The 21,765-nt window shown below is 62.6% G+C and carries 28 protein-coding genes, 1 pseudogene and 1 other annotated feature; of the genes and pseudogenes, 12 read left to right on the top strand and 17 right to left on the bottom strand.

The genetic code is table 11. The features are described from left to right. Nucleotides 1-50 precede the first annotated feature (50 nt). The 3 genes from AC1DF8_RS00700 to AC1DF8_RS00690 all read right to left on the bottom strand — a co-directional run bounded on the left by AC1DF8_RS00700 (nt 51) and on the right by AC1DF8_RS00690 (nt 945). Nucleotides 51-452: a helix-turn-helix domain-containing protein gene (locus AC1DF8_RS00700; protein ID WP_183877696.1), complete on the bottom strand. Its 402-nt coding sequence runs from the start codon at nt 450-452 to the stop codon at nt 51-53. Between the two features lie 63 nt (nt 453-515). Beyond that, the gene (locus AC1DF8_RS00695) at nt 516-725 is read right to left on the bottom strand and encodes a hypothetical protein (RefSeq protein WP_183846659.1); all 210 of its coding nucleotides are present in this window, start codon (nt 723-725) and stop codon (nt 516-518) included. Further along, on the bottom strand, nt 718-945 hold the full coding sequence (locus tag AC1DF8_RS00690) for a hypothetical protein (RefSeq protein WP_112546760.1): 228 nt from the start codon (nt 943-945) through the stop codon (nt 718-720). Before AC1DF8_RS00690 ends, AC1DF8_RS00695 begins: the two co-directional genes overlap by 8 nt. A gap of 269 nt (nt 946-1,214) precedes the next feature. Here AC1DF8_RS00690 and AC1DF8_RS00685 point away from each other — a divergent pair, with 269 nt between their 5' ends. The 5 genes from AC1DF8_RS00685 to AC1DF8_RS00665 all read left to right on the top strand — a co-directional run bounded on the left by AC1DF8_RS00685 (nt 1,215) and on the right by AC1DF8_RS00665 (nt 6,540). Next, nucleotides 1,215-1,835, top strand: a complete 621-nt coding sequence (locus tag AC1DF8_RS00685) for a helix-turn-helix domain-containing protein (protein WP_477994563.1) — start codon at nt 1,215-1,217, stop codon at nt 1,833-1,835. A gap of 8 nt (nt 1,836-1,843) precedes the next feature. Then, nucleotides 1,844-2,677, top strand: a complete 834-nt coding sequence (locus AC1DF8_RS00680) for a protein NO VEIN domain-containing protein (RefSeq protein WP_477994562.1) — start codon at nt 1,844-1,846, stop codon at nt 2,675-2,677. Nucleotides 2,678-2,887: 210 nt separating this feature from the next. Then, nucleotides 2,888-4,627 carry a PAS domain S-box protein gene (locus AC1DF8_RS00675; RefSeq protein WP_477994560.1) on the top strand — a complete coding sequence of 580 codons (1,740 nt, stop codon included), beginning with the start codon at nt 2,888-2,890 and terminating at the stop codon, nt 4,625-4,627. 34 nt (nt 4,628-4,661) lie between these two features. Further along, entirely contained in the window at nt 4,662-4,814 is a 153-nt protein-coding gene (locus AC1DF8_RS00670) for an abortive infection family protein (protein ID WP_477994559.1), read from the top strand. A 113-nt stretch (nt 4,815-4,927) separates the two neighbouring features. After that, nucleotides 4,928-4,983 (top strand) — a sequence feature (sul1 is cis-regulatory element that is thought to sense ions involved in sulfur or methionine metabolism; They are found in Alphaproteobacteria). Nucleotides 4,984-5,052: 69 nt separating this feature from the next. Further along, the gene (locus AC1DF8_RS00665; RefSeq protein ID WP_477994558.1) at nt 5,053-6,540 is read left to right on the top strand and encodes a SulP family inorganic anion transporter; all 1,488 of its coding nucleotides are present in this window, start codon (nt 5,053-5,055) and stop codon (nt 6,538-6,540) included. A gap of 164 nt (nt 6,541-6,704) precedes the next feature. Here AC1DF8_RS00665 and AC1DF8_RS00660 read toward each other — a convergent pair whose 3' ends face one another. Together AC1DF8_RS00660 and AC1DF8_RS00655 are read right to left on the bottom strand one after the other, a co-directional pair. Further along, the gene (locus AC1DF8_RS00660) at nt 6,705-7,238 is read right to left on the bottom strand and encodes a DUF1269 domain-containing protein (protein ID WP_112546754.1); all 534 of its coding nucleotides are present in this window, start codon (nt 7,236-7,238) and stop codon (nt 6,705-6,707) included. Between the two features lie 131 nt (nt 7,239-7,369). Next, the gene (locus AC1DF8_RS00655) at nt 7,370-7,708 is read right to left on the bottom strand and encodes a YciI family protein (protein ID WP_477994556.1); all 339 of its coding nucleotides are present in this window, start codon (nt 7,706-7,708) and stop codon (nt 7,370-7,372) included. Between the two features lie 195 nt (nt 7,709-7,903). On the opposite strand from AC1DF8_RS00655, the gene AC1DF8_RS00650 reads away from it, so the two are divergent. The 4 genes from AC1DF8_RS00650 to AC1DF8_RS00635 all read left to right on the top strand — a co-directional run bounded on the left by AC1DF8_RS00650 (nt 7,904) and on the right by AC1DF8_RS00635 (nt 12,223). Continuing rightward, nucleotides 7,904-8,536, top strand: a complete 633-nt coding sequence (locus AC1DF8_RS00650) for a CatB-related O-acetyltransferase (protein ID WP_112969580.1) — start codon at nt 7,904-7,906, stop codon at nt 8,534-8,536. A 188-nt stretch (nt 8,537-8,724) separates the two neighbouring features. Then, on the top strand, nt 8,725-11,613 hold the full coding sequence (locus AC1DF8_RS00645; protein ID WP_477994554.1) for a PAS domain-containing protein: 2,889 nt from the start codon (nt 8,725-8,727) through the stop codon (nt 11,611-11,613). A 168-nt stretch (nt 11,614-11,781) separates the two neighbouring features. Next, nucleotides 11,782-12,024 carry a DUF1902 domain-containing protein gene (locus AC1DF8_RS00640; RefSeq protein ID WP_112969507.1) on the top strand — a complete coding sequence of 81 codons (243 nt, stop codon included), beginning with the start codon at nt 11,782-11,784 and terminating at the stop codon, nt 12,022-12,024. 4 nt (nt 12,025-12,028) lie between these two features. Next, nucleotides 12,029-12,223 (top strand): type II toxin-antitoxin system HicA family toxin, encoded by a 195-nt coding sequence (locus AC1DF8_RS00635; RefSeq protein ID WP_113015249.1) that lies wholly within the window; start codon nt 12,029-12,031, stop codon nt 12,221-12,223. Between the two features lie 46 nt (nt 12,224-12,269). On the opposite strand, the gene AC1DF8_RS00630 is transcribed toward AC1DF8_RS00635, so the two are convergent. From AC1DF8_RS00630 to AC1DF8_RS00605, 6 genes are all read right to left on the bottom strand, one after another. Further along, nucleotides 12,270-13,079 carry a transglutaminase-like domain-containing protein gene (locus tag AC1DF8_RS00630; RefSeq protein WP_183846648.1) on the bottom strand — a complete coding sequence of 270 codons (810 nt, stop codon included), beginning with the start codon at nt 13,077-13,079 and terminating at the stop codon, nt 12,270-12,272. A 68-nt stretch (nt 13,080-13,147) separates the two neighbouring features. Beyond that, the gene (locus AC1DF8_RS00625; RefSeq protein WP_477994552.1) at nt 13,148-14,047 is read right to left on the bottom strand and encodes a transglutaminase family protein; all 900 of its coding nucleotides are present in this window, start codon (nt 14,045-14,047) and stop codon (nt 13,148-13,150) included. Between the two features lie 63 nt (nt 14,048-14,110). Beyond that, complete coding sequence (locus tag AC1DF8_RS00620; protein ID WP_112546749.1) at nt 14,111-14,356, bottom strand: hypothetical protein; 246 nt, start codon at nt 14,354-14,356, stop codon at nt 14,111-14,113. 81 nt (nt 14,357-14,437) lie between these two features. Beyond that, nucleotides 14,438-14,620: a hypothetical protein gene (locus tag AC1DF8_RS00615; RefSeq protein WP_477994550.1), complete on the bottom strand. Its 183-nt coding sequence runs from the start codon at nt 14,618-14,620 to the stop codon at nt 14,438-14,440. Between the two features lie 64 nt (nt 14,621-14,684). Further along, nucleotides 14,685-14,825, bottom strand: coding sequence for a hypothetical protein (locus tag AC1DF8_RS00610; RefSeq protein ID WP_183846644.1), 141 nt, complete (start codon nt 14,823-14,825; stop codon nt 14,685-14,687). 79 nt (nt 14,826-14,904) lie between these two features. Further along, the gene (locus AC1DF8_RS00605) at nt 14,905-15,201 is read right to left on the bottom strand and encodes a hypothetical protein (protein ID WP_183877684.1); all 297 of its coding nucleotides are present in this window, start codon (nt 15,199-15,201) and stop codon (nt 14,905-14,907) included. A gap of 221 nt (nt 15,202-15,422) precedes the next feature. Between AC1DF8_RS00605 and AC1DF8_RS00600 the strand changes: the two genes are divergently transcribed. Next, nucleotides 15,423-16,046 carry a LysE family translocator gene (locus AC1DF8_RS00600; protein WP_477994548.1) on the top strand — a complete coding sequence of 208 codons (624 nt, stop codon included), beginning with the start codon at nt 15,423-15,425 and terminating at the stop codon, nt 16,044-16,046. A 103-nt stretch (nt 16,047-16,149) separates the two neighbouring features. Continuing rightward, entirely contained in the window at nt 16,150-16,707 is a 558-nt protein-coding gene (locus tag AC1DF8_RS00595) for an SEL1-like repeat protein (protein WP_477994547.1), read from the top strand. Nucleotides 16,708-16,785: 78 nt separating this feature from the next. On the opposite strand, the gene AC1DF8_RS00590 is transcribed toward AC1DF8_RS00595, so the two are convergent. Then, a complete protein-coding gene (locus tag AC1DF8_RS00590) occupies nt 16,786-17,385 on the bottom strand; it encodes an NADPH-dependent F420 reductase (protein WP_477994545.1) in 600 nt (199 codons plus the stop codon). Nucleotides 17,386-17,516: 131 nt separating this feature from the next. On the opposite strand from AC1DF8_RS00590, the gene AC1DF8_RS00585 reads away from it, so the two are divergent. Next, nucleotides 17,517-18,446, top strand: a complete 930-nt coding sequence (locus AC1DF8_RS00585) for a LysR substrate-binding domain-containing protein (protein WP_477994544.1) — start codon at nt 17,517-17,519, stop codon at nt 18,444-18,446. Here the strand turns inward: AC1DF8_RS00585 and AC1DF8_RS00580 are convergent. The 5 genes and pseudogenes from AC1DF8_RS00580 to AC1DF8_RS00560 form a co-directional block, all read right to left on the bottom strand. Then, on the bottom strand, nt 18,407-18,742 hold the full coding sequence (locus tag AC1DF8_RS00580) for a hypothetical protein (protein ID WP_112546742.1): 336 nt from the start codon (nt 18,740-18,742) through the stop codon (nt 18,407-18,409). The two genes, AC1DF8_RS00585 and AC1DF8_RS00580, sit on opposite strands and share 40 nt — an antisense overlap. A gap of 2 nt (nt 18,743-18,744) precedes the next feature. Then, a complete protein-coding gene (locus AC1DF8_RS00575) occupies nt 18,745-19,413 on the bottom strand; it encodes a nucleotidyl transferase AbiEii/AbiGii toxin family protein (protein WP_477994542.1) in 669 nt (222 codons plus the stop codon). 110 nt (nt 19,414-19,523) lie between these two features. After that, nucleotides 19,524-19,742 (bottom strand): hypothetical protein, encoded by a 219-nt coding sequence (locus AC1DF8_RS00570; RefSeq protein ID WP_049800936.1) that lies wholly within the window; start codon nt 19,740-19,742, stop codon nt 19,524-19,526. A gap of 117 nt (nt 19,743-19,859) precedes the next feature. After that, on the bottom strand, nt 19,860-21,086 hold the full coding sequence (locus AC1DF8_RS00565) for an HlyD family secretion protein (protein WP_018115731.1): 1,227 nt from the start codon (nt 21,084-21,086) through the stop codon (nt 19,860-19,862). Nucleotides 21,087-21,292: 206 nt separating this feature from the next. After that, nucleotides 21,293-21,685: pseudogene (locus tag AC1DF8_RS00560) on the bottom strand (hypothetical protein); the annotation flags it as partial. Nucleotides 21,686-21,765 lie beyond the last annotated feature (80 nt).

The raw sequence follows: 21,765 nt of genomic DNA, 5'->3' as shown, positions 1-21,765 counted from the left end.
GGCGGCGGCCATGGTCATTTCGCGCTTTCGGGGATTGTCGGGCGGGCGGCTTATCGCGAGGAGGAATTGGGAAACTTGCCTTCCAGCACCAGCCGGTAACCGCGGCGATAGCCGACATTGGCAATGCCGATGCCGGAGCCTTCGAGCTTCTGGCGCAGGTGGCAAAGGGCGACCTTGAAGGCGAGATACATCTTGTCCGGCGAAGGGCCGCCATCGGGATCGTCGATATACATGGCGGTGAAGATGCGCTCGGTGATGACGGGCATGCCCTTGCCCTTCCAGACCGCATGGAAGATGCGGCCTTCCATCGGCGTCAGGCCGAAGTGATCGATGACGATCTCGGGCTGGGGCGTGGTGACCGGCTGCTTGCAGCAGGGGCAGAGCAGCGGCCGGGTTATTGTAAGCGGGGCGGGGCCCGCCGATGGGGTCGGGCGTGTGGTGATCGTCTGCATATGGAGCCTCACTGGATCTGGAATTCTTGTGACAATGCGAATTGGTGCCGGATGTGGCAGCGCCTAAGAGGCCATCACCATCGCCCGGATGCGGTCTTCGAAGAGGGCAAGGCGGCGCAGCCGGTTGGCGAGATGCACGAGGTCGTCGACATCTTTGCGATCGATGGAAAGCAGCGTTTCGGCGGCGACCGCCCCGCCGCGCATGACGCAGCGCCCGACGAGCGCATCGATCAGCTCCGACTGCGCCAGCATGGAGAGCGGTTCCCTACGCATCCTCTTCCTCCGGCATGAGGTCGGCGAGCGTGAGCGAAACGCCAAGGCGCCTTGCCGCCTGCAGAAGCATCAGCTGGTCGCGACCATTGATGAGGCCGCGCTCATCCCTCAGCGCCCGTGAAATCTTGGAGCGATGGCGCTTGAGCTCGGCTGCAAGCCCGCTCGGCGTCAGCGCCAGTTTGGCGGCAACCTTCTGCCAGGGCGTCCGGGCCTTTGCCATGCTGATCTTCCTCCTGCCATGCGGCTCTTGTTGTTGTGGTTGAGATTATGTTGTCGAAATCACAACGTCAATCCGGAGTAGGAAAAAATACCTATCTTTTATTTTTGACGCCTGGAATGCCGTTTCCCACCGAAATTTCGGTCGATACTGCAACTTGAGCAGATCAACCATGTCAAAGGTTGACGCTAAAAAGCCCGGTGCGGTTGCTTGCATATCGTTGCGTTTTTTGCAACAAATAAGCAACGCTGCATATTGTATGGGGACGCTGAATGGCTGAGATCGATGGCAGCTGGTTTCACAGCCAGCTTGATGACAGGGGGCAATCGCTGCGCTCGCTCGCCCGCCATCTCGGCAAGGATGCGTCTGCCGTTTCCCGCACTTTCTCGGGCAAGCGCCGCATGACGATGGAGGAGGCGGCCGAGATCGCCGGCTTCCTTGGCGTAGCCGTGACCGAGGTCATGCACCACGCAGGAATTACACGCGAAGGCGAGGGGCTGGGGCCGAAGATCCTGCTCTCGGCCGTGATCGGCGAGGATGGCGAAGTCCGTTCGCTCGCCGAGCCGCAGCCCTTGCCGCAGGCCGTGCTCGACAAGGCGCAGCTTTCGATCGGCGCCAGCCGCAACCGGCGGATCATCGCCGCTGAGGTGCGGGCCTCCTCCGGTCCGCTGTCGATCTGGGACGACGCGGTGCTGCTCTTTGTGCCGGCCGACGGCATCGAGCCCGGCGCAATCGGCGCGCTTTCGATCTGCGGTCTTGCCGGCGGCAGGCAGATGCTTGCCAGGCTCGACCGCGCCCGCAAGACCGGCGAGGCGAGGGTGGTTTTTCCTGATGGCGGGACCGGGGAGGCGGTGCTCACGACGGCGACGCCGGTGCTGGCGGTGGTGCCCTAGGGGATATGATGGCAGACGGACCCTGGAGTGAGGAAGAGAATGCGCTGATCGTTGCGGATTATTTCGCAATGCTTGCCGACGACCTTGTCGGCCAGCCCTACAACAAGGCGGAGCACAACAGGCAGTTGCAGGCGCGGATCGGCCGGACGCGGACATCGATCGAATTCAAGCACCAGAATATCAGCGCCGTGCTGAAGGGGCTCGGCGAGGACTGGATCAACGGTTACAAGCCGGCCTTCAATTTCCAGATGTCGCTAGTGGACGCCGTCATGCGCTGGCTTTCGCAGAATGAGGGCTGGGTGAGACGGGCTCCCGGCGCGCCGGCGCTATCCGGGCTGCGTGAGCAAACTGCACTCTGGGTGGGGCCGCCGCCGACGCTTTCCAACGAGGCTCCGCCGCAGGAGCTGGAGCAGATGCAATTCATTGCCCGCAAGTTCGATGTCGCCGGCCGCGACGAGCGCAATCGCAATCTCGGAAAGGCAGGCGAAGAGCGGGTGTTGGCGCATGAGCGCGCGATGCTCGTCAGCGCCGGCCGGGAGGATCTCGCCCGCAAAATCCGCTGGATATCGGAGGAAGAAGGCGATGGTGCCGGCTTCGACATTGCCAGCTTCGAGCCGGGCGGCCGCCCGCGCCGCATCGAGGTGAAGACGACGAATGGCTGGGAGCGCACGCCTTTCCACATTTCGCGCAACGAACTGGCGGCGGCCGAGGAATGGCGCAGCGAATGGTGCCTGCTGCGCCTCTGGAATTTCTCACGTGATGCGAAGGCCTTCGAGCTGCGCCCGCCGCTGGAGGCGCACGTCTCGCTGACGGCGATGTCGTTTCAGGCGAGTTTCCTCTGAGCTGCCGCTGCCGCAATCCACGCTCAAAAACCTCCCTTGGAAATAATCCGCCCAGCGCTAATTCCTGCTTGAGGAATGGCCGTTCATCAGCCCAGGCGTCAGCTGTCGATGCATCTGCATCCAGCCATCTGCCTGTGGCGGGTGCAGACACGAGCGGCCGCGAAGGCGGGTTGGATAGGTACCGAGTCAAATGGCTCCGGTCGGGCGGGAATGGCAGAGAACGAAAGCGAACATCACTACCGGGTTCTCTTCGATTCCATCGATGATGGTTTCTGCACAATCAAGCTGTTGTTCGACGAAGAGGGGCGGGCGCGGGACTATCGCTTCCTGCTCCTCAACCCGGCCTTCGAGCGGCAGACGGGGCTGACGGGCGCGGCCGGGCGGACGATGCGGGAGCTTGCGCCCGACCACGAGGAATTTTGGTTCGATGTTTACGGCAAGGTTGCGCTGACGGGCGAGCCCGTCCGCTTCGAGCATCAGGCCGATGCGCTCGGCGGGCGCTGGTTCGAGGTCTATGCCTTCCGCATCGGTGCTGCCGAAGAGCGGCAGGTCGCCATCATCTTCCGCGACATCAAGGAGAAGAAGCAGGCGGAAGAAGCATTGCGCGAAAGCGAGGTGCAATACCGGGCGCTGTTTGATTCCATCGACGAGGGCGCCTGCATCATCGAGCGGCTGCCTGTCGGCGCCGATGGGCTGCGCGATTATCGCTATATCGTCATGAACAAGGCGATGCAGACGATGTTCGGCATCGCCGATCTCAGCGGCCGCACGATCCGCGAATTCTTCCCCGACGAGGTGGAGGACTGGTACGACGATTACGACCGGGTGCTGGAGACGGGCGAGCCCATCCGCTTCGAGCGGGAGTCCGAACCGCAGGCGATGGTGCTGGAAATGTTCGTCTCGCGCCTCAGCCAGAAACCGCCGCGGCTCTTGACAGTGATGCAGGACATCACCCAGCGGCGGCGGGCGGAGGAAGCGATGCGCCGCAGCGAGGAGCGCACCCGCGCGCTGATCAATGCCACCTCCGATGCCGTCTACCGCATGAGCCCGGACTGGCAGGAAATGCGCCAGCTCGATGGCCGCGGCTCCGATGTGGAGGGCCCCACGGTGCGCTGGATCGAAGATTATCTCTTTCCCGAGGACCGGTCGCGGCTGCGCTTAGCGGTTGCCCATGCCATCCGCGAAAAGCGGCCCTTCGAGCTTGAACATCGCGTGCGCCGGGCCGATGGCGAGGAGGGCTGGACCTTCTCGCGCGCCATCCCGATCTTCGACGACAAGGGCGAGATCGCCGAATGGTTCGGCATGGCCGCCGATGTGACCGAGCGGGTGAACGCCCGCCAGCGCCAGCAGATGCTGAACCACGAGCTTGGTCACCGGCTGAAGAACGTACTGAGCCTCGTGCAATCAATCGCCAACCAGACCTTTCGCCAGGCCGACAATCTCACCGAGGCGGCCGAGACCTACAGCGCGCGACTCGTCTCGCTCGGGCGCGCGACCGATATCCTGACGGAGACGGCGTGGGCGGATGCGAGCCTGCGCAGCCTCGTCCAGGCATCCCTGATCTCGGTAGGCGATTTCAGCGAGCGCATCCGCATCTCCGGCCCCGATCTCGACCTTGCGCCGCAGCAGGCGCTGATGCTGACGCTGACCCTGCACGAGCTTGCGACGAATAGCTTGAAATATGGGTCGCTGAGCAGTGAGGCGGGGGTGGTGGATCTCGCATGGGGCGTGAGGAGGGATGACGGGGGCGAAGGGCAGTTCACGCTGGAATGGCGAGAGAGCGGCGGGCCTGAGATCAGCGCGCCGGCGCGGGACGGGTTCGGGACGCGGATGATCGGACGCTTGCTGCCGGCTTCGTTTCAGGGAAAGGCGGAGTTGAGCTATGCGGCGGCGGGGTTTGAGTTTCGGCTGGAGGCGCCGTTGGGAGAGGTGATCAAGGTTAGGGGGTGAGGGGGACCTCGGGAGGATTCAGTGCGAAGTTGTCATGACACATGCTCACGGGAGAGGTGGAAAGCTGCCAGTCCGTCCTTCTCCCCGTCATGCTAGCTTGGCTGTAAATATGGCGGGAGCAATGGCAACCTTTCTTGTCGAAACGTTTATCACCCAGGTTGAACAGGCTAAATCGGACGGAGTTTGAATACCGCGATATAGGCGCCTTTTCCGCCGGGAGTTGCAAGGTCCGCCCAACGACAATACTACTCCATCAACCATTGCGTCCCCACCCAATCTCCGCTACCAACGCCCCATCCACAAGGACCCGGTGAAACTCCGGGTGGCTCTTCTGGCCGCCGATCCGCCAGACAACACGTGAACGCAACCTTACCTCCCAGGACCGGTCCCTCCGGTCGTTGCCTTCAACTGTGAAAAATTCTCAGATGCGATCTCTTTCAAACTACCGGCTGGAGTGGTTCTCCAACATTCGTGCCGATATCCTCTCAGGTATTGTCGTGGCGCTTGCGCTGATACCGGAGGCCGTCGGTTTTTCTGTCATTGCCGGGGTCGATCCCAAAGTCGGGCTGTTTGCCTCCGTCGCCATTGCCTGTGTGACGGCGATTTGCGGCGGGCGGCCTGCGATGATTTCGGCGGCGACGGCTTCTACTGCGGTGCTTATGGGGCCGCTGGTGCGCGAGCATGGCATCCAGTATCTGTTCGCGGCGACCATTCTGATGGGCGTCCTGCAGATCATTGCCGGCATGCTGAAGCTCGGGCGGCTGATGCGATTCGTGTCGCGCTCGGTCATGACCGGCTTCGTCAATTCGCTGGCAATCCTGATCTTCGTGGCGCAGCTGCCGCAGCTGATCGGCGTGCCTGAGGTGACCTATCTGCTGATCGCCATTGCGCTTGGCGTGATCTATCTCTTTCCTTACGTGACCAAGGCCATTCCTTCGCCGCTGGTGGCGATCGTCGTCGTGACCTGCATCGCGCTCGGCTTCGGTATTCATGTGCATACGGTGGCCGATCTCGGCGAGATGCCGACGGCGTTGCCGCCGTTTGCCTTGCCCGCCGTGCCGCTGACATGGGAAACGTTTCGGATCATCTTTCCCTATTCGGTGGCGCTTGCTGCCGTCGGTCTGCTGGAGTCGCTTTTGACGGCGCAGATCGTCGACGATCTCACGGATACGCCGAGCAACAAGAGCCAGGAATGCATGGGGCAGGGTGCGGGCAATATCGTCTCGGCGCTCTTCGGCGGCATGGGTGGCTGCGCGATGATCGGCCAGTCGGTCATCAACGTGACCTCGGGCGGCCGCGGGCGTCTCTCTACCTTCGTGGCCGGCGCCTTCCTGCTGGTGCTGCTTTTGGTGCTCGACGATATACTTCGTATCGTGCCGGTCGCGGCTCTCGTTGCCGTCATGATCATGGTGTCGATCGGCACCTTCTCGTGGAAATCGATCGTCGATCTGAAACGGCATCCCGGCACATCCTCCATCGTCATGCTGGCGACGGTCGCGACCGTGCTTGCGACGCAGGATCTTTCCAAGGGCGTGGTGGTGGGCGTGCTCTTGTCCGGCATCTTCTTTGCCAGCAAGGTGGCACGGCTCTTCAGCGTTGCGAGGCGGGAGGACAGTCAGACCGGTATCGTGACCTATAGCGTCGAAGGGCAGGTCTTCTTCGCCTCGGCGGAAAGCTTCATCGGCGCTTTCGACTTTGGCGATGCCGGCAGCAAGGTCGTCATCGATGTCAGCGATGCGCATCTCTGGGACATCACCGCCGTCGGTGCGCTCGACAAGGTGGTCCTCAAGTTCCGCAAGGCGGGTGCCGATGTGCAGGTGCTTGGCTTCAACAAGGCGAGCGCCGACATGGTCGATCGTTTCGCGCTGCATGACAAGGATGAGCGGGCGGCAGCCAGCGCCTCGTTGCATTGATGCAGGAGTTTACAGGCCGGGGCAGTTTGCACCCGGCCTGTCATTCTTAGAGGTCGTACAGGCCTTGGCTCAGCGCTGCGGTAGGGTACCCAGGCTGAGGCCCACATTTCGCGATAGCAGAAGCCGGGGTCAGACATCCGCCCGGCGCACCGCTTGTCTGATGTTCAGGCGGCAGGCGTTGCGACAGCAGGCTCCGTCGCCATCGCCTTGCGCAGCTGCTCTTCCTGCTCCGGCGAGAGCGAGGAGCGCAGGATGGTGGCGTGTTCGCCCTTGAATTCGGCCAGCACCTTTTCGGGCTGCACCTTGCGCAAGAGCAGGAAGAGGGCGGAGCTGTTGACGGGGATCGTGTCGGCGAGCTTCTTGATGAGGTCGTCGTCGATGCCGTAATCGGTCATCGAGCCCGCAAGCGCGCCGGAGCCTGCGCCGAAGGCGCCGCCGAGGACCATGCCGGCGAGCGGATTGAGGAAGAGCAGGCCGACGAGCGAGCCCCAAAGCGCGCCGGAGAGGCCGCCGCGTGCGGCACCCGTGGCGGTAAGATTGACGCTCTGCTTGAGGCGCACCTTGCCGGCGGGATCGCGAACGGCGACGACGGCGTCTTCGAGATCGACGAGATATTCCTTCTCAAGCTGGACGAGCCTGTTGAGCACGGCATCCGCCTTGTCGGCGGTATCGAAACCAAGCACCACGAGTTCTGACATGGCTTTCCCTCCTGTTGAATTTACACATGCGGCAGATAGGCGTCGGCGGCGCTCTGTCCAGAAGGCGGCCGCCATTTGCTTTCGCTAGCACTCGCATGTGAGAGGGCGATGAAGGGGATCGCCTGCGGGCGTCAATTGAACGCGCGCACCTCGACCGGCGCGCGGCAGGCGATGTCGGCCTTGCGGCCCCAGGCGAGGGCCTGTTCCATGTCCGCGCATTCCAGCACCCAGAAGCCGCCGATATGTTCCTTGGTTTCGAGATAGGGACCGTCGGTGACGAGCAGCTTGCCGTCGGGTGCGGTGCGCACCGACATTGCCTTGCTGACCGCTTGCAGGCCGCCGACGAAGGTCCTGATGCCGGCGGCCACCATCTCCTCGTTCAGCACGTCGATATCGCGGCGCAGCGCATCATCTTCCGCGCAGGGGGCGTAATCGTCGGGGAGGTGGATGGCGACCAGATATTGCGGCATCTTGTTTCTCCAGGGGTGGTGACAGCCGGGCGGCCGGGCTGCATTCATCTTACAGACGAATGTGCGGCATGGAATTCGACAGATCGTTTCAGAGATTTTGGTTCCTGCCGATGGATCGGCTATAGGAATCCTGCTTCCGGATTCTGGCCGGCGGCGGCGCCCGCTGCCGTAAAACCCTCGCGCAAAGGTCTTTTCATGCCGCTTCTCGATGCGAATTCAGCCTTTCCCGTCACCCATCCCGATGGCAGGGTTTCGAAGACGACGATGTATCTGAAGAATGTGATCGATCATCCGCGCATCGAGGTCGGCGATTACAGCTACTTCACGCATTACGGGAAGCTGGAGGAGACGGCCGAGATCCTGGCGCCCTATCTGGGGCCGGGCTGCCGGGAGCGGCTGGTGATCGGCAAGTTCGTGCAGATTGCCCGCGGCAGCTATTTCATCACCAGTTCGGCCAATCACCCTATGGGCGGCATCACCACCTATCCTTTCCGCATCTTCAAGCCGGAGACCTTCGGCTACAAGGACCTGCCGGTGAAGGATACCGTGGTCGAGCACGATGTCTGGATCGGCCATGACGCCGTCATCATGCCGGGTGTCAGGATCGGTGCCGGGGCGATCGTCGCCGCTTCCTCGGTCGTCACCCGCGATGTGCCTCCCTATGCGGTCGTCGGCGGAAATCCGGCGAGCATCATCCGCATGCGCTATCCCGTCGAGATCATCAGCGAGATCCTCGAACTTGCCTGGTGGGACTGGCCGATCGACAAGATCGAGGCCAATCTGCCGGCGCTGGAAAGCGGCGATCTCGCGGCGCTGAAACGGGCCTGATCACAGGCGCTCCCTGCGACTGCCGGAGCCCTTCCAATTGCTTCGGGTGGCGCTATCCTCGGCAAGGACTGGATATTGCAATCGGACATGATGGGAACAGATCGAGCCATGCCTCCATGCGACCGGACGCCAAGGGCGAAAACCGGTGCCAATCGCTTTCAGCCTGTGCCCGATAGCGGGGTGAGCGCATGCTGATGCCGGATGTTTCTCGCCGGCGACTGGGGTTTGCCGTCATCGCCTGCCTTGTCGGCGTTGCCGTATCCTGGGCGACATCGTCGCCGCTCGGGCTGATCGGTCCCGTCGCTGCCGTTTTTCTCTGTGTGCGGGGCGGTGCTGCGAAGTTCCTCTATGCGGTTCTGGCCGTGGCCGTTCTCGGCGCGCTGCTGGCAGCACTGTTCGATGCGGAGCTGCGCGAACCGGCTTTCACATGGGCGGCTTTCCTTGCGCTATCGCTGTCTCTCGGCCCGGTCGTTTCGGAAAACACGCCTGCAAAGCCCGATGCCGATGCGGTGCGGGCGGCCAAATCGGTCGAGCGGCTTACCGGCGTTGCCTGGGCCACCGATGCCGACGGTATTTTCCTCTATGTGACGCCGAGCGTGCTTGCCTTTCTCGGTCTCGGGCTCGACGATTTCAATGCCAATGATGACGGCAAGGGTTTTGGGTGGAGGCGGGCCATCCACCCTGATGATTACGAGGTTTCTGCAGCGCTGTGGCGGCGCTGCCTGCAGACGGGCGAGCATTACAGCGTCGACAACCGCATGCTGCGGCCGACCGGCGGCTATGGCTGGACACGCAGCACGGGTCAGCCGATGCGCGACGGCAATGGTGTCATCACCGGATGGTACGGCACCGTCATCGATGCCGAGAGCGCGGCCCTTGCCGGCGGCATTGCGGCCGATGCGCCCGATGGTTCTCCCGACGATATGACTGCGTTGCCGCCGATGGCCGACGTTCATCCGCATGACCGGGCAACGGTGGAGCAGGCGCGGGCGCGGGCTTTCTTCCACGGCATTCCCCAGGTCAGCAGCTACCGGAAGCTTCAGGCCGACGGCAGCTACCAGTGGGTGGAATTCCGAGTGGAGTCGAAATACGGCACCAGCGTCGAGGTCGATCCGGCGGTCGCACGGCAGGACGAGCGCTGGACGACGGCGAGCTCTCTCGGCGAGACCGGCGAGGCGGTGCGCGCCGCACTCGCCATCGAAAACCTCTATGGCGGCGCCTGGGCGATGGATGCTTCAGGCCAGTTCACCTATGCGACGCCGACCGCGCAGACCTCGATCGCCATGGCGCTCGAAGACCTGAACCTGCTTCTGGACGGCAAGCCTTTCATCGAGGGTGGACGGCAGGGCTGGCAGCGCGGCGTGCATCCCGATGACCGCGAGGAGGCGGGCGAGACGCTGCGCCATGCGCTGAGGACCGGCGAGCACTGGAATTTCGAATACCGGGTTCTGCGCGCCAATGGCGCCTATGTGTGGCACCGGGCGGCGGCGCGGCCAACACGGGACGGGCAGGGGCGCATTACCGGATGGTATGGCGTGACTGTCGATATCGACGCCTACAAGCGCACGGAGGCAGCACTGCGCGAACGCGAGCGGCAGCTGCAATTGCTTGTCGATACCGTGCCGGCGCTGATGTGGACCACTTCGGCCGAAGGACTGCCGACCTATGTCAACAAGCCCTTTACCGAGGTGACGGGCGCCACGCTTGAAGACATCACTGCGCAGGATGGATCGCCGTCGCTCAGCGTCATCCATCCCGATGACCGGGAGGCGGCGCGTCAGGCGGTACGCCACTCCTTCGCCACCGGTGAACCCTATGTCCAGCGATACCGCCAGGCCCGCGCCGACGGCAGCTACCGCTGGACCGAGACGCGGGCGGAACCGCTGCGCGACGCCTCCGGCGCCATCCTGCAATGGTATGGCGTCAGCACCGATATCCATGATCTGCTTGTCACCCAGGAGGCCCTTCGCGAGCAGGAGCGCTTCCTGCGCCAGCTGGTGGAAACCCTGCCGGCGATGATCGATTGCGCCACGCCCGATGGCGAACCGATCTTCCGCAGCCAGAGACTGCGGGATTTCCTCGGATACGATCTCGATGTGCTCGACGGGACGGGCAAATCCCGGCTGGCCGGCACGCTGGACGCCGGCGTGCATCCTGACGAACTCGCCGCCGTGAAGGAGAAATATGCCCATTCGCTGGCAACGGGCGAACCCTATGCCCGCAGGCATCGCCTCAGACGTTTCGATGGCGAATATCGCTGGGTGGAGACGCGCGCAGCACCAATGCGTGATGCCGAGGGGGCGATCGTGCAGTGGAATGTCGTCTGCCTCGATATAGACGGCGAGGTGCGGGCGCAGGAGAAGCTGCTTTCGGCGCAGGAGAGCCTGGCGCGGGCCAGCCAGGCCGCCAGCCTTGCGGAACTGTCCGCCTCCATCGCCCACGAGGTCAACCAGCCGCTCTCGGCGGTGATGAGCTCTTCCGACGCCTGCCGGCGCTGGCTGATGATGGATCCGCCGAATATCGAGCGGGCACAGAAAACGCTGGAGCRCATCATCGTCAGCGCGCATTCGGCAAGCGACGTCGTCACGCGCGTGCGCGCCCTGTTCAAGCGCGCCGAGGACAAACGGGATTGCGTGACACTCGGCCGTGTCATCACCGAGGTCGGCGATCTTCTCGCCGAGGAGGCGATGCGGCGCGGCGTTCGCATCGATATCGAAGGCGCGGATACCGTGCTCGGCGTGGCCTTCGACCGGGTGCAGATCCAGCAGGTCGTCATCAACCTCATGCGCAACGGCATGGATGCGATGGAGGCCGTTGCCGGTGACAGGGTGCTCGAAGTGCGCCTGCGCAAGGCGGACGGGATGATGCGCATCGAGGTCAGCGACCGGGGCGCGGGCATCGAATTTCCCGACAAGATATTCGAGCCGTTCTTTTCCACGAAAGAGCAGGGCATGGGCATGGGACTTGCGATCTGCCGCTCGATCGTCGAGGCGCATGGCGGGCAGCTGTGGGCGGAAGGCAACGAGCCGCACGGAACGCGGTTCGTGTTTACCTTGCCGGATGAGGGGGAGGTGTGAGGGTGGCGCTTCGAGCGTTCCGAACGAAGCACGAAACCGCTAGATCGCGCTCTACTAAAAAATTCACTTTCTTTCCGCTATATATGTGCACTATGACACCGTAGCGAGCCATACTGTTGGTGCGTGAACGTGTTGGACAAACTATGTCCGATTTGGAGAAGTCATCGTATGAAGCACGTATCGATCGTTGTGCGGGCGGAGTGGGATGAAGAGGCTTCCGTTTGGGTCGCCAGCAGCAGCGACATCGATGGACTGGCTGTTGAGGCTGATACTCTGGAAGCTCTCGAGCCCAAGGTCATCGCTGCCATAACGGATCTTTTCGAGCTGAACGGATTTACGTCTGACCTGCCGGAAATCCCTGTTCATATCATGGCAGAGCAGCTCGTTCGCATCCCCAATCCCAGCTATTGACTGCATGGCCGGCTATCTCAAGGAACTCAAAGAGTTATTGTCGAAAGCCGGCTGCACATATGTTCGGCCAGGAAAGGGCGATCATGAAATCTGGTTCAGTCCGATTTCAAATCGCCATTTCACCGTCGATCATGGGGTCAAATCCCGCCATACAGCCAATGAGACGCTGAAACAGGCAGGTCTTCCAAAAGCGTTCTGAAGCAGCCCTTTCATGGCTGCGGATGTGTGACCAAGCCTCAACCACATCAACCTGGCATCTCCTCCGTGATCACCTCGAAGCGCTTGAGCACCGCGGGGCCGAAGGCCGTCGACATGGCGACGTCGGTGGCGTCGCGGCCTGTCGCCATCAGGATGCGGCCGATGCGGGGCGTGTTGTGGCGGGCGTCGGCCGTGTACCAGCGGCCGCTGAGATAGACTTCGAACCAGGCGCTGAAATCCATAGGGTTCGGATCCCTGGGCACGCCGATATCGCCGAGATAGCCGGTGCAGTAGCGCGCCGGGATGTTCATGCAGCGGCAGAGCGTGATGGCGAGATGGGCGAAGTCGCGGCAGACACCTGTGCGGTCGGTATAGCCGCCGAAGGCGGTGCGCAGCGGATCGGCCTTCCGGTAGTCGAAGGCAATACGCTTGTGGGTGAAATCGAGGATCGCCCGGATGCGCGGCCAGCCGGGTGCTGTCTTGAAAAAGGTCTTCCAGGCGAAATCGGCGAGGCGATCCGTATCGCAATAGCGGCTGCCGAGCAGGTAGACGAGCACATCGTCAGGCAGATCGTCGATCGCGTGCTGAAGGGCGTCTTCGGGCACGGGATCGGGCAGACCGTTGTCATAGATTTCGAATTCGGTGGAGATGGTTGTCAGCCCCGGCGGCGCCGTGATGCGGCTGCAGGAATTGCCGAAACCATCCACATAGGACCAGGCCTCGATCGGCCGGTCGAAGGCCAGGGCCTGTTCCGTCAGCAGGTCTACGCGGCGGGAAGGGTGGATGTTGAGGACCAGCAGCATGGGCGTTTCGTGTTTGCAGTTATAGCCGATGTGAAAGCCTGCGCGGATCTTCATGGGGGCGTGGTCCCTTCGGTCGGATGAAATGTCCTGCAGGCGAATGCACGAGCGGGGAAGGCGTTCCGTCACCTGCCGCTTGCCGCATCGAATTCCTGTTCCGTCGTGACGTTGACCTGTACGCGCATGCTGTCGAAATCCTGCGATCCGCCGTCATAGCTGCCTGACAGCGGCACCGCTTGGCGCGGGTCGCGGGCCACACCGACGCGGATCAGGTCGCGGTTTCCGACGATGCCATTGGTGGGGTCGAACTCCACCCAGCCCGCACCCGGCAGATAGACCTGGCACCAGGCATGGGTCGCGCCGCCGCCTGTTGTGATGGAGCCATCGCGATCGGGCACATAGACATAGCCGGTGACGAAACGGGCGGCGAAGCCGAGGGAGCGGGTCGCCTCCATCATCAGCAACGCGAAATCGCGGCAGGTGCCGCTGCGCAGGAGCAATGTCTCGCCGGGCGTCTGCGTGCCGTGCTCGAAGCGCCTGACATAGTTGAAGCTCTCATGGATTGCATAACAGAGTGTCATCAGGATGTGGCCGGTGCGCGGCTGATGAACAAGCGGCACGAATTGGCGCGCCCATTTGCCGACCTCGTCTCCGGCATCGGGATAGTGCCTGACGATGGTCCGTTCGAGATCGATCGCCTCGTCCTCGTCATAGGCGAAGGGAAAGCGCAGCGCCTTGCGATCGATCTCCAGATCGAGCGGAACCTGCGCCGTATGGTCGAGGCGGATGACGGTTTCGAAGCGCAGCTCGGCGGCGGCCGACGCGATATCGACGAGTGCGATGCAATTGCCGAAGACATCGTGGATCCAGCGCACGGAAGCAGGCCGAGGAGAGACATTGAGGCTGCAGCCCAAAAGCGTCTGGTCGAAGCTGTCGCGCGGGCGAAACATCAGCCGGTGCTGGCCGAAATGCACCGGCTTTTTGTAATGGTAGGATGTGATATGGCGGACGGAGAAGATCGTCATCCTGCCTCCCTGATTATACGAGGCGGCACTCGAATGATCGCGGTGACATAACCGCTGTGCCCGTTACTTCTCCCTGCGCGAAAGCGGATAGGCGGGCGCTTCGTAGAGCATGCGGATCTGCCTTTCATCGAAGCGGGCTTCGTTCACTTCCAGCACGCAGCCGCGCAATTGCGAGCCGGGCATGTCTTCCATGGCAAAACGCACCGCTTCGGCGGCGGTTTCGAAGCGTTTGTAGCGCGGGGCACGCGTGCCGCGCAGGGTCTTGCCGCTGTAGAGGCCGGCTTGCATCGTATAGTCGAATTCTGCCACGTGGATGGTCCTTGCTCGTTCCTGGCATGGACAAGCCATTCCAGGGTCTTCCAGCTTTTCAGATTTTCGGAGGCCGCGGTTTCAGGATGAAGCGGCGGGCAGGCCCGCTCGCGTCTTCTGGCGCTGACGGCGCTCGTCCTGCCTGGTTTCGCGCTGTCTCAGGCGCAGTCGCCTGCGGACATCCTGAAGCTTTTCGGCATCGGAAGCCTTGTCTGGCTGCGGCGGGCGGAAGAGATGTTCCGCTGCGCGCTTGCGGGTGGTCATCTTGATATCCTTCGGGACGATGGGCGTGGCGACCAAAGGGCCGCCGCGCCGGAGCGGGCGGGCGCTATTTCTTCTTGTCGCCGCCCGCGTTGCTGCTCGCCATCTTGACCTGCGTGCCGGGTGCGGCGGCAGGGGAGGCTGAGGCAGATCGGTCTTTCTTCGGCTTGCGGGTTTCCTTGTTGCTGCGCACTTGGCCCTTGGCCATGGTTTCCTCCTGGTGTGGTGATGCGGGGCAGTTCAGATATTGCAGCCCGCTGCCCGCCGGCAGCGCGATAGCCGCAATATCAAAGGGGCCGGGGGCCGGGGCCGGAACGTTCGTCGAGAAAGGCCGCCAGTGTGGAAAGAGGCAATTGTCCTGCGGCGTAGACGCGCCGCCTATGTGTTCCCCGGCGGGTCTGCGCTTCGCCGCTGAAATCGGGAAAGGCCACGAAACTTCCGATCGCTTCCGAAAGATTACCCGGGTTCCTGGCGGTGTCTGTGGCGCGATCGAGAATCCCGAGCGCCACGTTCTCACGATAGGCGAATGCGCCGGTTCGGATGAGATTGCGCGACAGGCTTGATGGATAAAAGTCGGAAGACATGACGTCCCCCTTTCGTTGGGGCCAGGGCTTGCGCCCCGAACCGGCAGGGCCCTTGAAGTGGCTGCCAGCGTTCGAATGCTGCGCCTATTCCGTGCTTTACGCAAGGGCGTTCTCGCGAGACGAGGGCCATGGCACCTGCCGCCGCGTAAACTTTTCGAATATTGCACCGACAGCCGAAGTCGTTAGTCTGACGGTCGCTATTTCAGATATGGAAATCGAAGATGAGTATGGCTGTTTTGACGACCTATGTTCTCGTCGTGCTCGGGCTGATGGTGATTCCCGGGCCTGCGACGCTGCTGGTTCTCGCCCGCTCGGTGAGCGGCGGCAGGCGGGCCGGCATCGCAACGGGGCTCGGCATCGGGGTCGGCGATCTCATCCATTCCACCATGGCGACTTTCGGCCTTTCGGCCTTGCTTGCGACTTCGGCGCTCGCCTTCGAGGTCGTCAAATATATCGGCGTGGCCTATCTCATCTATCTCGGATACCGGGCCTTCATCGAAAAGTCCGGCAATCTCGATATGGCGGCGGCGCCTGAGATCAGCCCCGGCAAGGCTTTCCGTCAGGGGATCTTCACAGAGATCCTGAACCCGAAGACGGCGCTCTTCTTCCTCGCCTTCCTGCCGCAATTCATCCATCCCGAAAGCGGATCGGTGATCGGGCAATTCGCGCTGCTCGGCATCATCTTTGTGGCGCTCAGCATCTGCGTGACTTCAGCACTCGCGATCAGTGCCGGTTCGGTGCGCGGCTGGCTCAACAGGAACCGGACGATCGGCCGCTGGCAGGGGAAGGTGATCGGCTCGATCTACATGGCGCTCGGCGTGCGGCTGGCATTTCAGCAGCAGTAAACGGACTGATGCTCGTTCATATTGGCGGAGGGCACAACCACTGGTATCGTGACTGGGGAGCCCGTATCGGGGGATGCGGCGCGAGGGTGCGAACGGGGGCACCATGGACAGCCTGACTGCCAGCAAAAACGGCGAGGAAGCATATAAGCTGCTTGAGGCGGGGAATTATGAGCAGTCCCTGGCGATCTATCTTGAGCTGCTGGCTGAAGGATATGGTCCGTGCTCCTCGCACATTGCCTATGCCTACGACAACATGCAGCCGCGAGACGTGCAAAAAGCCAAACACTATTATAGGCTTGCGGTGGAGGAAGGCGATGCCTTCGGCATGTATGGGCTTGCCGGGTTGCTGGCGGAAGAAGGCAATTTCGCCGATGCGGCTCCTTTGTATGATCGGGCGGCCAAGAGTGGCGAGACGGATTGCTACTACCCTCTTTACATGGCCCTCAAGAGGCTGGGTGCGATTTCGGATGCGAACGCGGCTCTCGATGCCGCGGCGGCACACGGAAGCCCCTTTGCCATCCGAAACCAGAGTTTCCGTAGGCTCTCCGGCAGAGACGGGTTCCGGAACATTTTTCGGGGCGCCGCCCAATATGTCCGAAATCTTCCTGCTCTGATTCGGGCGGCGAACGAGCTCTACGTACGCCGCCACAGGGGCGGATGATTGAAGGCGGCTAGCGCTTGATCGCAGCCAGTTGCCGAAAGATCCTTGCGACCTCCATCGGTGTCATATCAACTTCCTTCAGCCGAACTTGACGAGGTTGAGGGCCGGCAGCGGGCCGCCGGGGAATTGCGTCAGGCTGGCGCCGATCTTGAGCGGGCCGAGGTCGACGCCGGCAAAGCCGAGGCGCGTGATGATTTCGGCGACTTCCGCCTTCGCCTTGATATCATCGCCCGAGTAGAAGAGCACGCGGCTGCCGCCTTCGGCGTGCGGGTCGGCGGAGACGAGATTGGCGAAGAGGTGGTTGAAGGCCTTGACGAGACGGGCGCCGGGCACGAGGCCGGCGACGATCTCGCTCGACAGCCGGCCGCCGAGCTCGGCCGGCTTGAAGAGAGGCGCTTCGATCGGGTTATTGGCATCGATGACGATGCGGCCGGCCCAATCCGGCAGGCCGGACAGCGCTGCCGGCAGCTTCGACCAGGGCACGGCGATGAGGACGATATCGGCCTTGGCTGCCTCCTCGATCGTGCCCGCTGTGATATGCGGAGCGAGCTCGGCGGTGAGGTCCCCGAGCGTTTCAGGGCCGCGGCTATTGGCGATGGTGGCGGAGATGCCACTGCGGGCGAGGGCGCGGGCGAAGGCTGCACCGATATTGCCGGCGCCGATGATGCCGATGGACATGGCAAGTTTCCTTTCTGCGTGTCGTGTTCGTTTCGATGAAGGCAATATCGCGATCTCATTCCTGTTTGATTAGAGGGGAGTGGGTGGTATCAGTTTCAAGTTTTCCTTGAAGGTGATGCGGGGCCTGCGGGATGGAGAGTTTGGCAAATCTGGAATCCTTCGTGCGCAGCGCTGAACTTGGCGGCTTTTCGGCGGCCGCACGTCGTCTCGGCCTGACGCCAGCCGCCGTCAGCCGCAATGTGGCGGCGCTCGAGGCCAATCTGAAACTCCGGCTCTTCCATCGCAGCACGCGCAGCCTGACGCTGACGGAGGCGGGCGAGCGCTTTCTCCTCTCCGTACGCGATCATCTGGAGGGGTTGCAGGGGGCGATTGCCGGGATCTCCAACGAGCATGCGGAGCCGGCGGGCGTGCTGAAGGTCAGCCTGCCGCCGGGTTTCGGCACGGGCTATATCCTGCCGATGCTGCCCGGTTTCATGAAGCGTTATCCGCTGGTGCAGCCGGAATGGATGTTCGAGAACCGGCCGGTCGATCTCATCGCCGAAGGTTACGATGCGGCCGTCGGCGGTGGCTTCGAGCTCGCTTCGGGCGTGGTGGCGCGCACGCTGGCGCCGGCCCATCTCGTGGCGGTGGCGTCACCGGCCTATATGGCCGGCCGCCGGCCGCCGGTCGATCCGGCCGGGCTCTCAGCATTTGACGGTATCGTCATGAAATCATTGAGCACCGGGCGCCTGACGCAACGGCAGATGCGCAATGCCGCCGGCGAGGAGCAGTCCGCCGATCTGCCGGCCAGGATCGTCGTCAACGATCCGACGGCGATGTGTGCCGCCGCCCTTCTCGGGCTTGGGGTGACTGTCATCGCCAAGCCCGATGCGCTGCCTTATCTCGACAGCGGCGAGCTGATCCGCCTCTTGCCTTCCTGGTATGTGGATGCCGGGCCGATCTCGATCTATTACGCTAGCCGGACGCTGCTGCCGCTGAAGACGCGGGCCTTCGTCGATTTTGTCACCGAAGGTTTTCAGCGTCAGAGGCTGGCCGAACGCTTTGCCGGCAGTATCGGTTGATCCTGGCTGTCCGGCCGGTAACCGAGCACGAAGGCGATGACCTTCGCGGAGGACATTTCACAGGGCTTCAGCGTGCTGCCGCTCTCCGCCAGCAGGTAGAGATTGAAGCTGACGATATCGGTTCCGGCGAGATCCTCGGCATAGAGCCAGATGCGTTTGCCGTCGGGCGAGCGCTTCACGGTGGCGCCCCAGCGGCGGTTCTCGAAGGCACCTTCGCTATAGCCCTCGGGGATGAGGGCAAGGGCGTGGGTGAAGCTGTCGTCTGCTGGGTTCATCGTGTTTGACGGCCGATCCATGATCAGACCTCTTCCTCTATGCCCCTGTCGGGCCAGACGTGGAGCGCCGCCTGTCGAAGAACGGCCACCGCACGGGCGGCGGCGTCGAAATCCATATCGAGCGCTTCGGCCGCATATCGGATTTCGTTGTCGTCACGAAGCCGGTTCAGTACCCATGCCATGAATCTCGCTATATCCTTGCCGTAGGCTCCCTCCGCTGCTTTGACCGCAGCGTCGGGAATAGCCTGATATGTCTCTACGAGACGTCCGAGGTCGAGGGCATCACGATAGGCGACAGYCCTGTCCTGGCAGCGATCGGCATTGGCAAGGAGTTTTTCGGCAAACATCGACTCGGGCAGCAACGCCGGCACCTTCAGGTCAGGGTCGTAGGCGCCTCTCAGTTCGATGCGCGGTTCGTTGACGATCTCGAACCTGATGGGCTGTCCATGAAGTCCCACGATCATCCTGATGCCATATGCATCTGCCCGCACCTCGCGCAGCGTCTGAACGGGTTCGGGAAACACGGCGCGGACGCCATGCTCGAAGAAGCCTTCCCTGAGCTTTCTGTATCCCTCGCGGCTGGCGCAAAGAAAGTCCAGGTCGAGCGACTTCCTGTATTCGCCGAGTTTGAGGACGATCGCGGTTCCGCCACCGAACCAGCATTCGCAGTCGAGCAGAAACCTGCTGTCCATGCGCTCAAGCATTTCCGCGATTATCTGATGTTCAGGTCGGACGAAGTGCATTCCAGTCTCCCGATGCGCCGATCGTCACGATAGAAAGTTCGGAAGCATCGGTAAATCTGCTAAACCAACATGAGGCCGTGACCATATTCTTCAGTGAGCTCCTTGATCAGAAGCGTTTCACGAGGGGTCAGGTTCTCACGATCGACGAAACGCCAGTTCCGTTCATACAAGGCAAAGGCGTCGGCGGCGGCAATGGGATGCGCGGGATCCCGGTTCCATACGAGCATTTTCAGCTCGGGGAATTCGGCAGGAACGATCTGGTTTCCAAAATGCGTCATGATGCCTTTATTGCGCGCGGCTTCCAACGCACAGCCGCTGCGCGCTTTTCTGGAACAGCTTTAAGATAGCCCGGCAGCGCCTTGTTATCAATCTGCTGCCAGCGCTTGTCGCCTCCCTCAATGCCCCGTCAGCACCAGCGTCTGCACCGGCAGCAGCATGGCCTGCATACGCAGGATCATGGCATGCACCACGCCGACCGTATCGATGACATGCAGGCCGATCGATTTGAGGGTGCCGATATTGGGGTCGGCCAGCGCATCGTGGTTGTTGGTATAGGCATTGGCGATGCAGCTGCCGCCGGGCGGCACGCCGTCGAGGCCGCCGGGGAAGAGGGGCTGCAGGAAGACGGTCAGCGTGCCGGGCTGTGTCAGTTGCGCAACGTCGAGGAGCTGGTCGGTCGGGCGCAGCTGGCCGGCGGCGATCACGTCCTGCACCTCGGTGACGACGAGCGGGATGATGGTGAAGGGTTTGCCGACGCAGGTGGCTTCGGCCACCATGCCGGGCTTCATGACCTGCGCCTCGATCTGGCCGAAGCCGGCAACCAGCGTGCCGCGGCCGGCCGTTTCAGGCACAAGGATGCCGGCCGGGCGCAACATGGTGTTCAGCACATCACCCTTGCGCAGCGTGAACTGCTGGACCGTGCCGGCGACACCGGCCTTGACGACCGTCTTGTCGAGCTCCACCTGAGCCTGGTTGAGTGCTGCATCGGCGCTCGCCTTCTGTGCCGGCAGGAGCACCTTGAGCTTGGTCTGCAGCGTCTCCTTGTTGGCATAGGCGGCGCTGACCATGCCGCGCTGGCTTTCCACGGTATTGGTGAGCCGATCTACCTCGCGGCGGGCAACGGCATCGTTCTTCAGGAGCTGGGTCTTCATCTGCAGCTCGTCGATCGAGACCTGCAGGGCGCCTTCCGCCTGCCGGATCACGCCGTCGGCACTGGCAAGCTCGCTCTCGGCGACCTTGGTTTCAGCCTCGACCTCGGCGATCTGCTTGTGCGCCACATCGAGGGCTGCCTTCTGGGCGGAATCGTCGAGCCGGAAGAGCGGCGCGCCGGCCTCCACCTTCTGGTTGAGGCCAACATAGACTTCGTCGACCCGGCCAATGGTTTCCGGCAGGATGGTGACGGTACGGAAGACGGCGGTGACGCTCTTCGTCGCCGGGTGGAAATAGAAGATCATGGTGATCAGCGAGATGGTGAGCAGCAGGCAGGCGGTAATGCCCCAGCGCAGCTCGTACCACATGCTGTAGAGGGTGATCTCGCGGCCGATGCGCTTGTCCTGGACATAACGGCGGAAGAGATAGTCGGGGAGGATGGTCAGCATCGAGCAAAGCATCAGTTCGAGCATGGTCAGATACCCCTTTCGTGCGGGCCGGTCCCTATCGCATTTTCGGCAGGTTGCTGTGCGTTCGTCTGGCCGGATGGCTGCGGATGGGAGGCAGCCGGCACTGGGGCAATCGGGGCGCCCGCGGTCGGGGTTTTGGCGCTTGGGGTTGCAACGATCGGGGCTGCGGTGGCCGGTGCAGGGTTGACTGGCGCGGAGTGGACTGGTGCAGGGTTGACTGGTGCGGGGGCGGGCGGCTCGTGGGCCGTCGGCGAATGGGCGACTGGCGCCGCCGCGCTGTCGATCTCAGCGGGATCGCGGTTGGCGAGCCGCGCCATCGACCGCGCGATCGAATAGATCGGCGTCGAGAAATCCGGAATGCGGATGAACGCAAGCAGCAGACCGATGATCCAGTAGATGTGGTTGTGCGTGARGARCGATATCAGCGCCAGTACCGCGACGATCTCCATCTGCACCTTGTTCGTCTTGTGCGCGATGCGCTCGGGAACGGCATGGAGCTGGAAATACAGGTTGCCGATGACGAGAACGACCGCCAGCAGAAACACGATGACGATAATGAAGAGAATGTCGGTCTGCCCAGGCGCGGTGATGAAACCGGGCACATGGTTGGTGAGAGCGTCATGATAGGGTTGCGGTGCTGCCGCATCCTCAGCCGCTGCATTTTGAGCGGCCAGAAGCGCCG

The sequence above is a fragment of the Rhizobium sp. 05N49 genome (genome assembly GCF_056396805.1).
The sequence above is the reverse complement of the archived record's forward strand: the minus strand, read 5'-3'. Positions and strand labels throughout refer to the sequence as shown.

Coding starts and splice junctions, on each gene's coding strand:
- AC1DF8_RS00585 (WP_477994544.1), top strand. CDS start 17,517: ATGGAGAGTTTGGCAAATCTGGAATCCTTCGTGCGCAGCGCTGAACTT.
- AC1DF8_RS00610 (WP_183846644.1), bottom strand. CDS start 14,825: ATGGCCAAGGGCCAAGTGCGCAGCAACAAGGAAACCCGCAAGCCGAAG.
- AC1DF8_RS00635 (WP_113015249.1), top strand. CDS start 12,029: ATGGCCGGCTATCTCAAGGAACTCAAAGAGTTATTGTCGAAAGCCGGC.
- AC1DF8_RS00660 (WP_112546754.1), bottom strand. CDS start 7,238: ATGTCAGAACTCGTGGTGCTTGGTTTCGATACCGCCGACAAGGCGGAT.
- AC1DF8_RS00665 (WP_477994558.1), top strand. CDS start 5,053: ATGCGATCTCTTTCAAACTACCGGCTGGAGTGGTTCTCCAACATTCGT.
- AC1DF8_RS00680 (WP_477994562.1), top strand. CDS start 1,844: ATGGCAGACGGACCCTGGAGTGAGGAAGAGAATGCGCTGATCGTTGCG.
- AC1DF8_RS00695 (WP_183846659.1), bottom strand. CDS start 725: ATGCGTAGGGAACCGCTCTCCATGCTGGCGCAGTCGGAGCTGATCGAT.
- AC1DF8_RS00685 (WP_477994563.1), top strand. CDS start 1,215: ATGGCTGAGATCGATGGCAGCTGGTTTCACAGCCAGCTTGATGACAGG.
- AC1DF8_RS00675 (WP_477994560.1), top strand. CDS start 2,888: ATGGCAGAGAACGAAAGCGAACATCACTACCGGGTTCTCTTCGATTCC.
- AC1DF8_RS00700 (WP_183877696.1), bottom strand. CDS start 452: ATGCAGACGATCACCACACGCCCGACCCCATCGGCGGGCCCCGCCCCG.
- AC1DF8_RS00690 (WP_112546760.1), bottom strand. CDS start 945: ATGGCAAAGGCCCGGACGCCCTGGCAGAAGGTTGCCGCCAAACTGGCG.
- AC1DF8_RS00655 (WP_477994556.1), bottom strand. CDS start 7,708: ATGCCGCAATATCTGGTCGCCATCCACCTCCCCGACGATTACGCCCCC.
- AC1DF8_RS00650 (WP_112969580.1), top strand. CDS start 7,904: ATGCCGCTTCTCGATGCGAATTCAGCCTTTCCCGTCACCCATCCCGAT.
- AC1DF8_RS00595 (WP_477994547.1), top strand. CDS start 16,150: ATGGACAGCCTGACTGCCAGCAAAAACGGCGAGGAAGCATATAAGCTG.
- AC1DF8_RS00615 (WP_477994550.1), bottom strand. CDS start 14,620: ATGACCACCCGCAAGCGCGCAGCGGAACATCTCTTCCGCCCGCCGCAG.
- AC1DF8_RS00670 (WP_477994559.1), top strand. CDS start 4,662: ATGACACATGCTCACGGGAGAGGTGGAAAGCTGCCAGTCCGTCCTTCT.
- AC1DF8_RS00605 (WP_183877684.1), bottom strand. CDS start 15,201: ATGTCTTCCGACTTTTATCCATCAAGCCTGTCGCGCAATCTCATCCGA.
- AC1DF8_RS00565 (WP_018115731.1), bottom strand. CDS start 21,086: ATGCTCGAACTGATGCTTTGCTCGATGCTGACCATCCTCCCCGACTAT.
- AC1DF8_RS00640 (WP_112969507.1), top strand. CDS start 11,782: ATGAAGCACGTATCGATCGTTGTGCGGGCGGAGTGGGATGAAGAGGCT.
- AC1DF8_RS00600 (WP_477994548.1), top strand. CDS start 15,423: ATGAGTATGGCTGTTTTGACGACCTATGTTCTCGTCGTGCTCGGGCTG.
- AC1DF8_RS00630 (WP_183846648.1), bottom strand. CDS start 13,079: ATGAAGATCCGCGCAGGCTTTCACATCGGCTATAACTGCAAACACGAA.
- AC1DF8_RS00570 (WP_049800936.1), bottom strand. CDS start 19,742: ATGACGCATTTTGGAAACCAGATCGTTCCTGCCGAATTCCCCGAGCTG.
- AC1DF8_RS00625 (WP_477994552.1), bottom strand. CDS start 14,047: ATGACGATCTTCTCCGTCCGCCATATCACATCCTACCATTACAAAAAG.
- AC1DF8_RS00580 (WP_112546742.1), bottom strand. CDS start 18,742: ATGGATCGGCCGTCAAACACGATGAACCCAGCAGACGACAGCTTCACC.
- AC1DF8_RS00590 (WP_477994545.1), bottom strand. CDS start 17,385: ATGTCCATCGGCATCATCGGCGCCGGCAATATCGGTGCAGCCTTCGCC.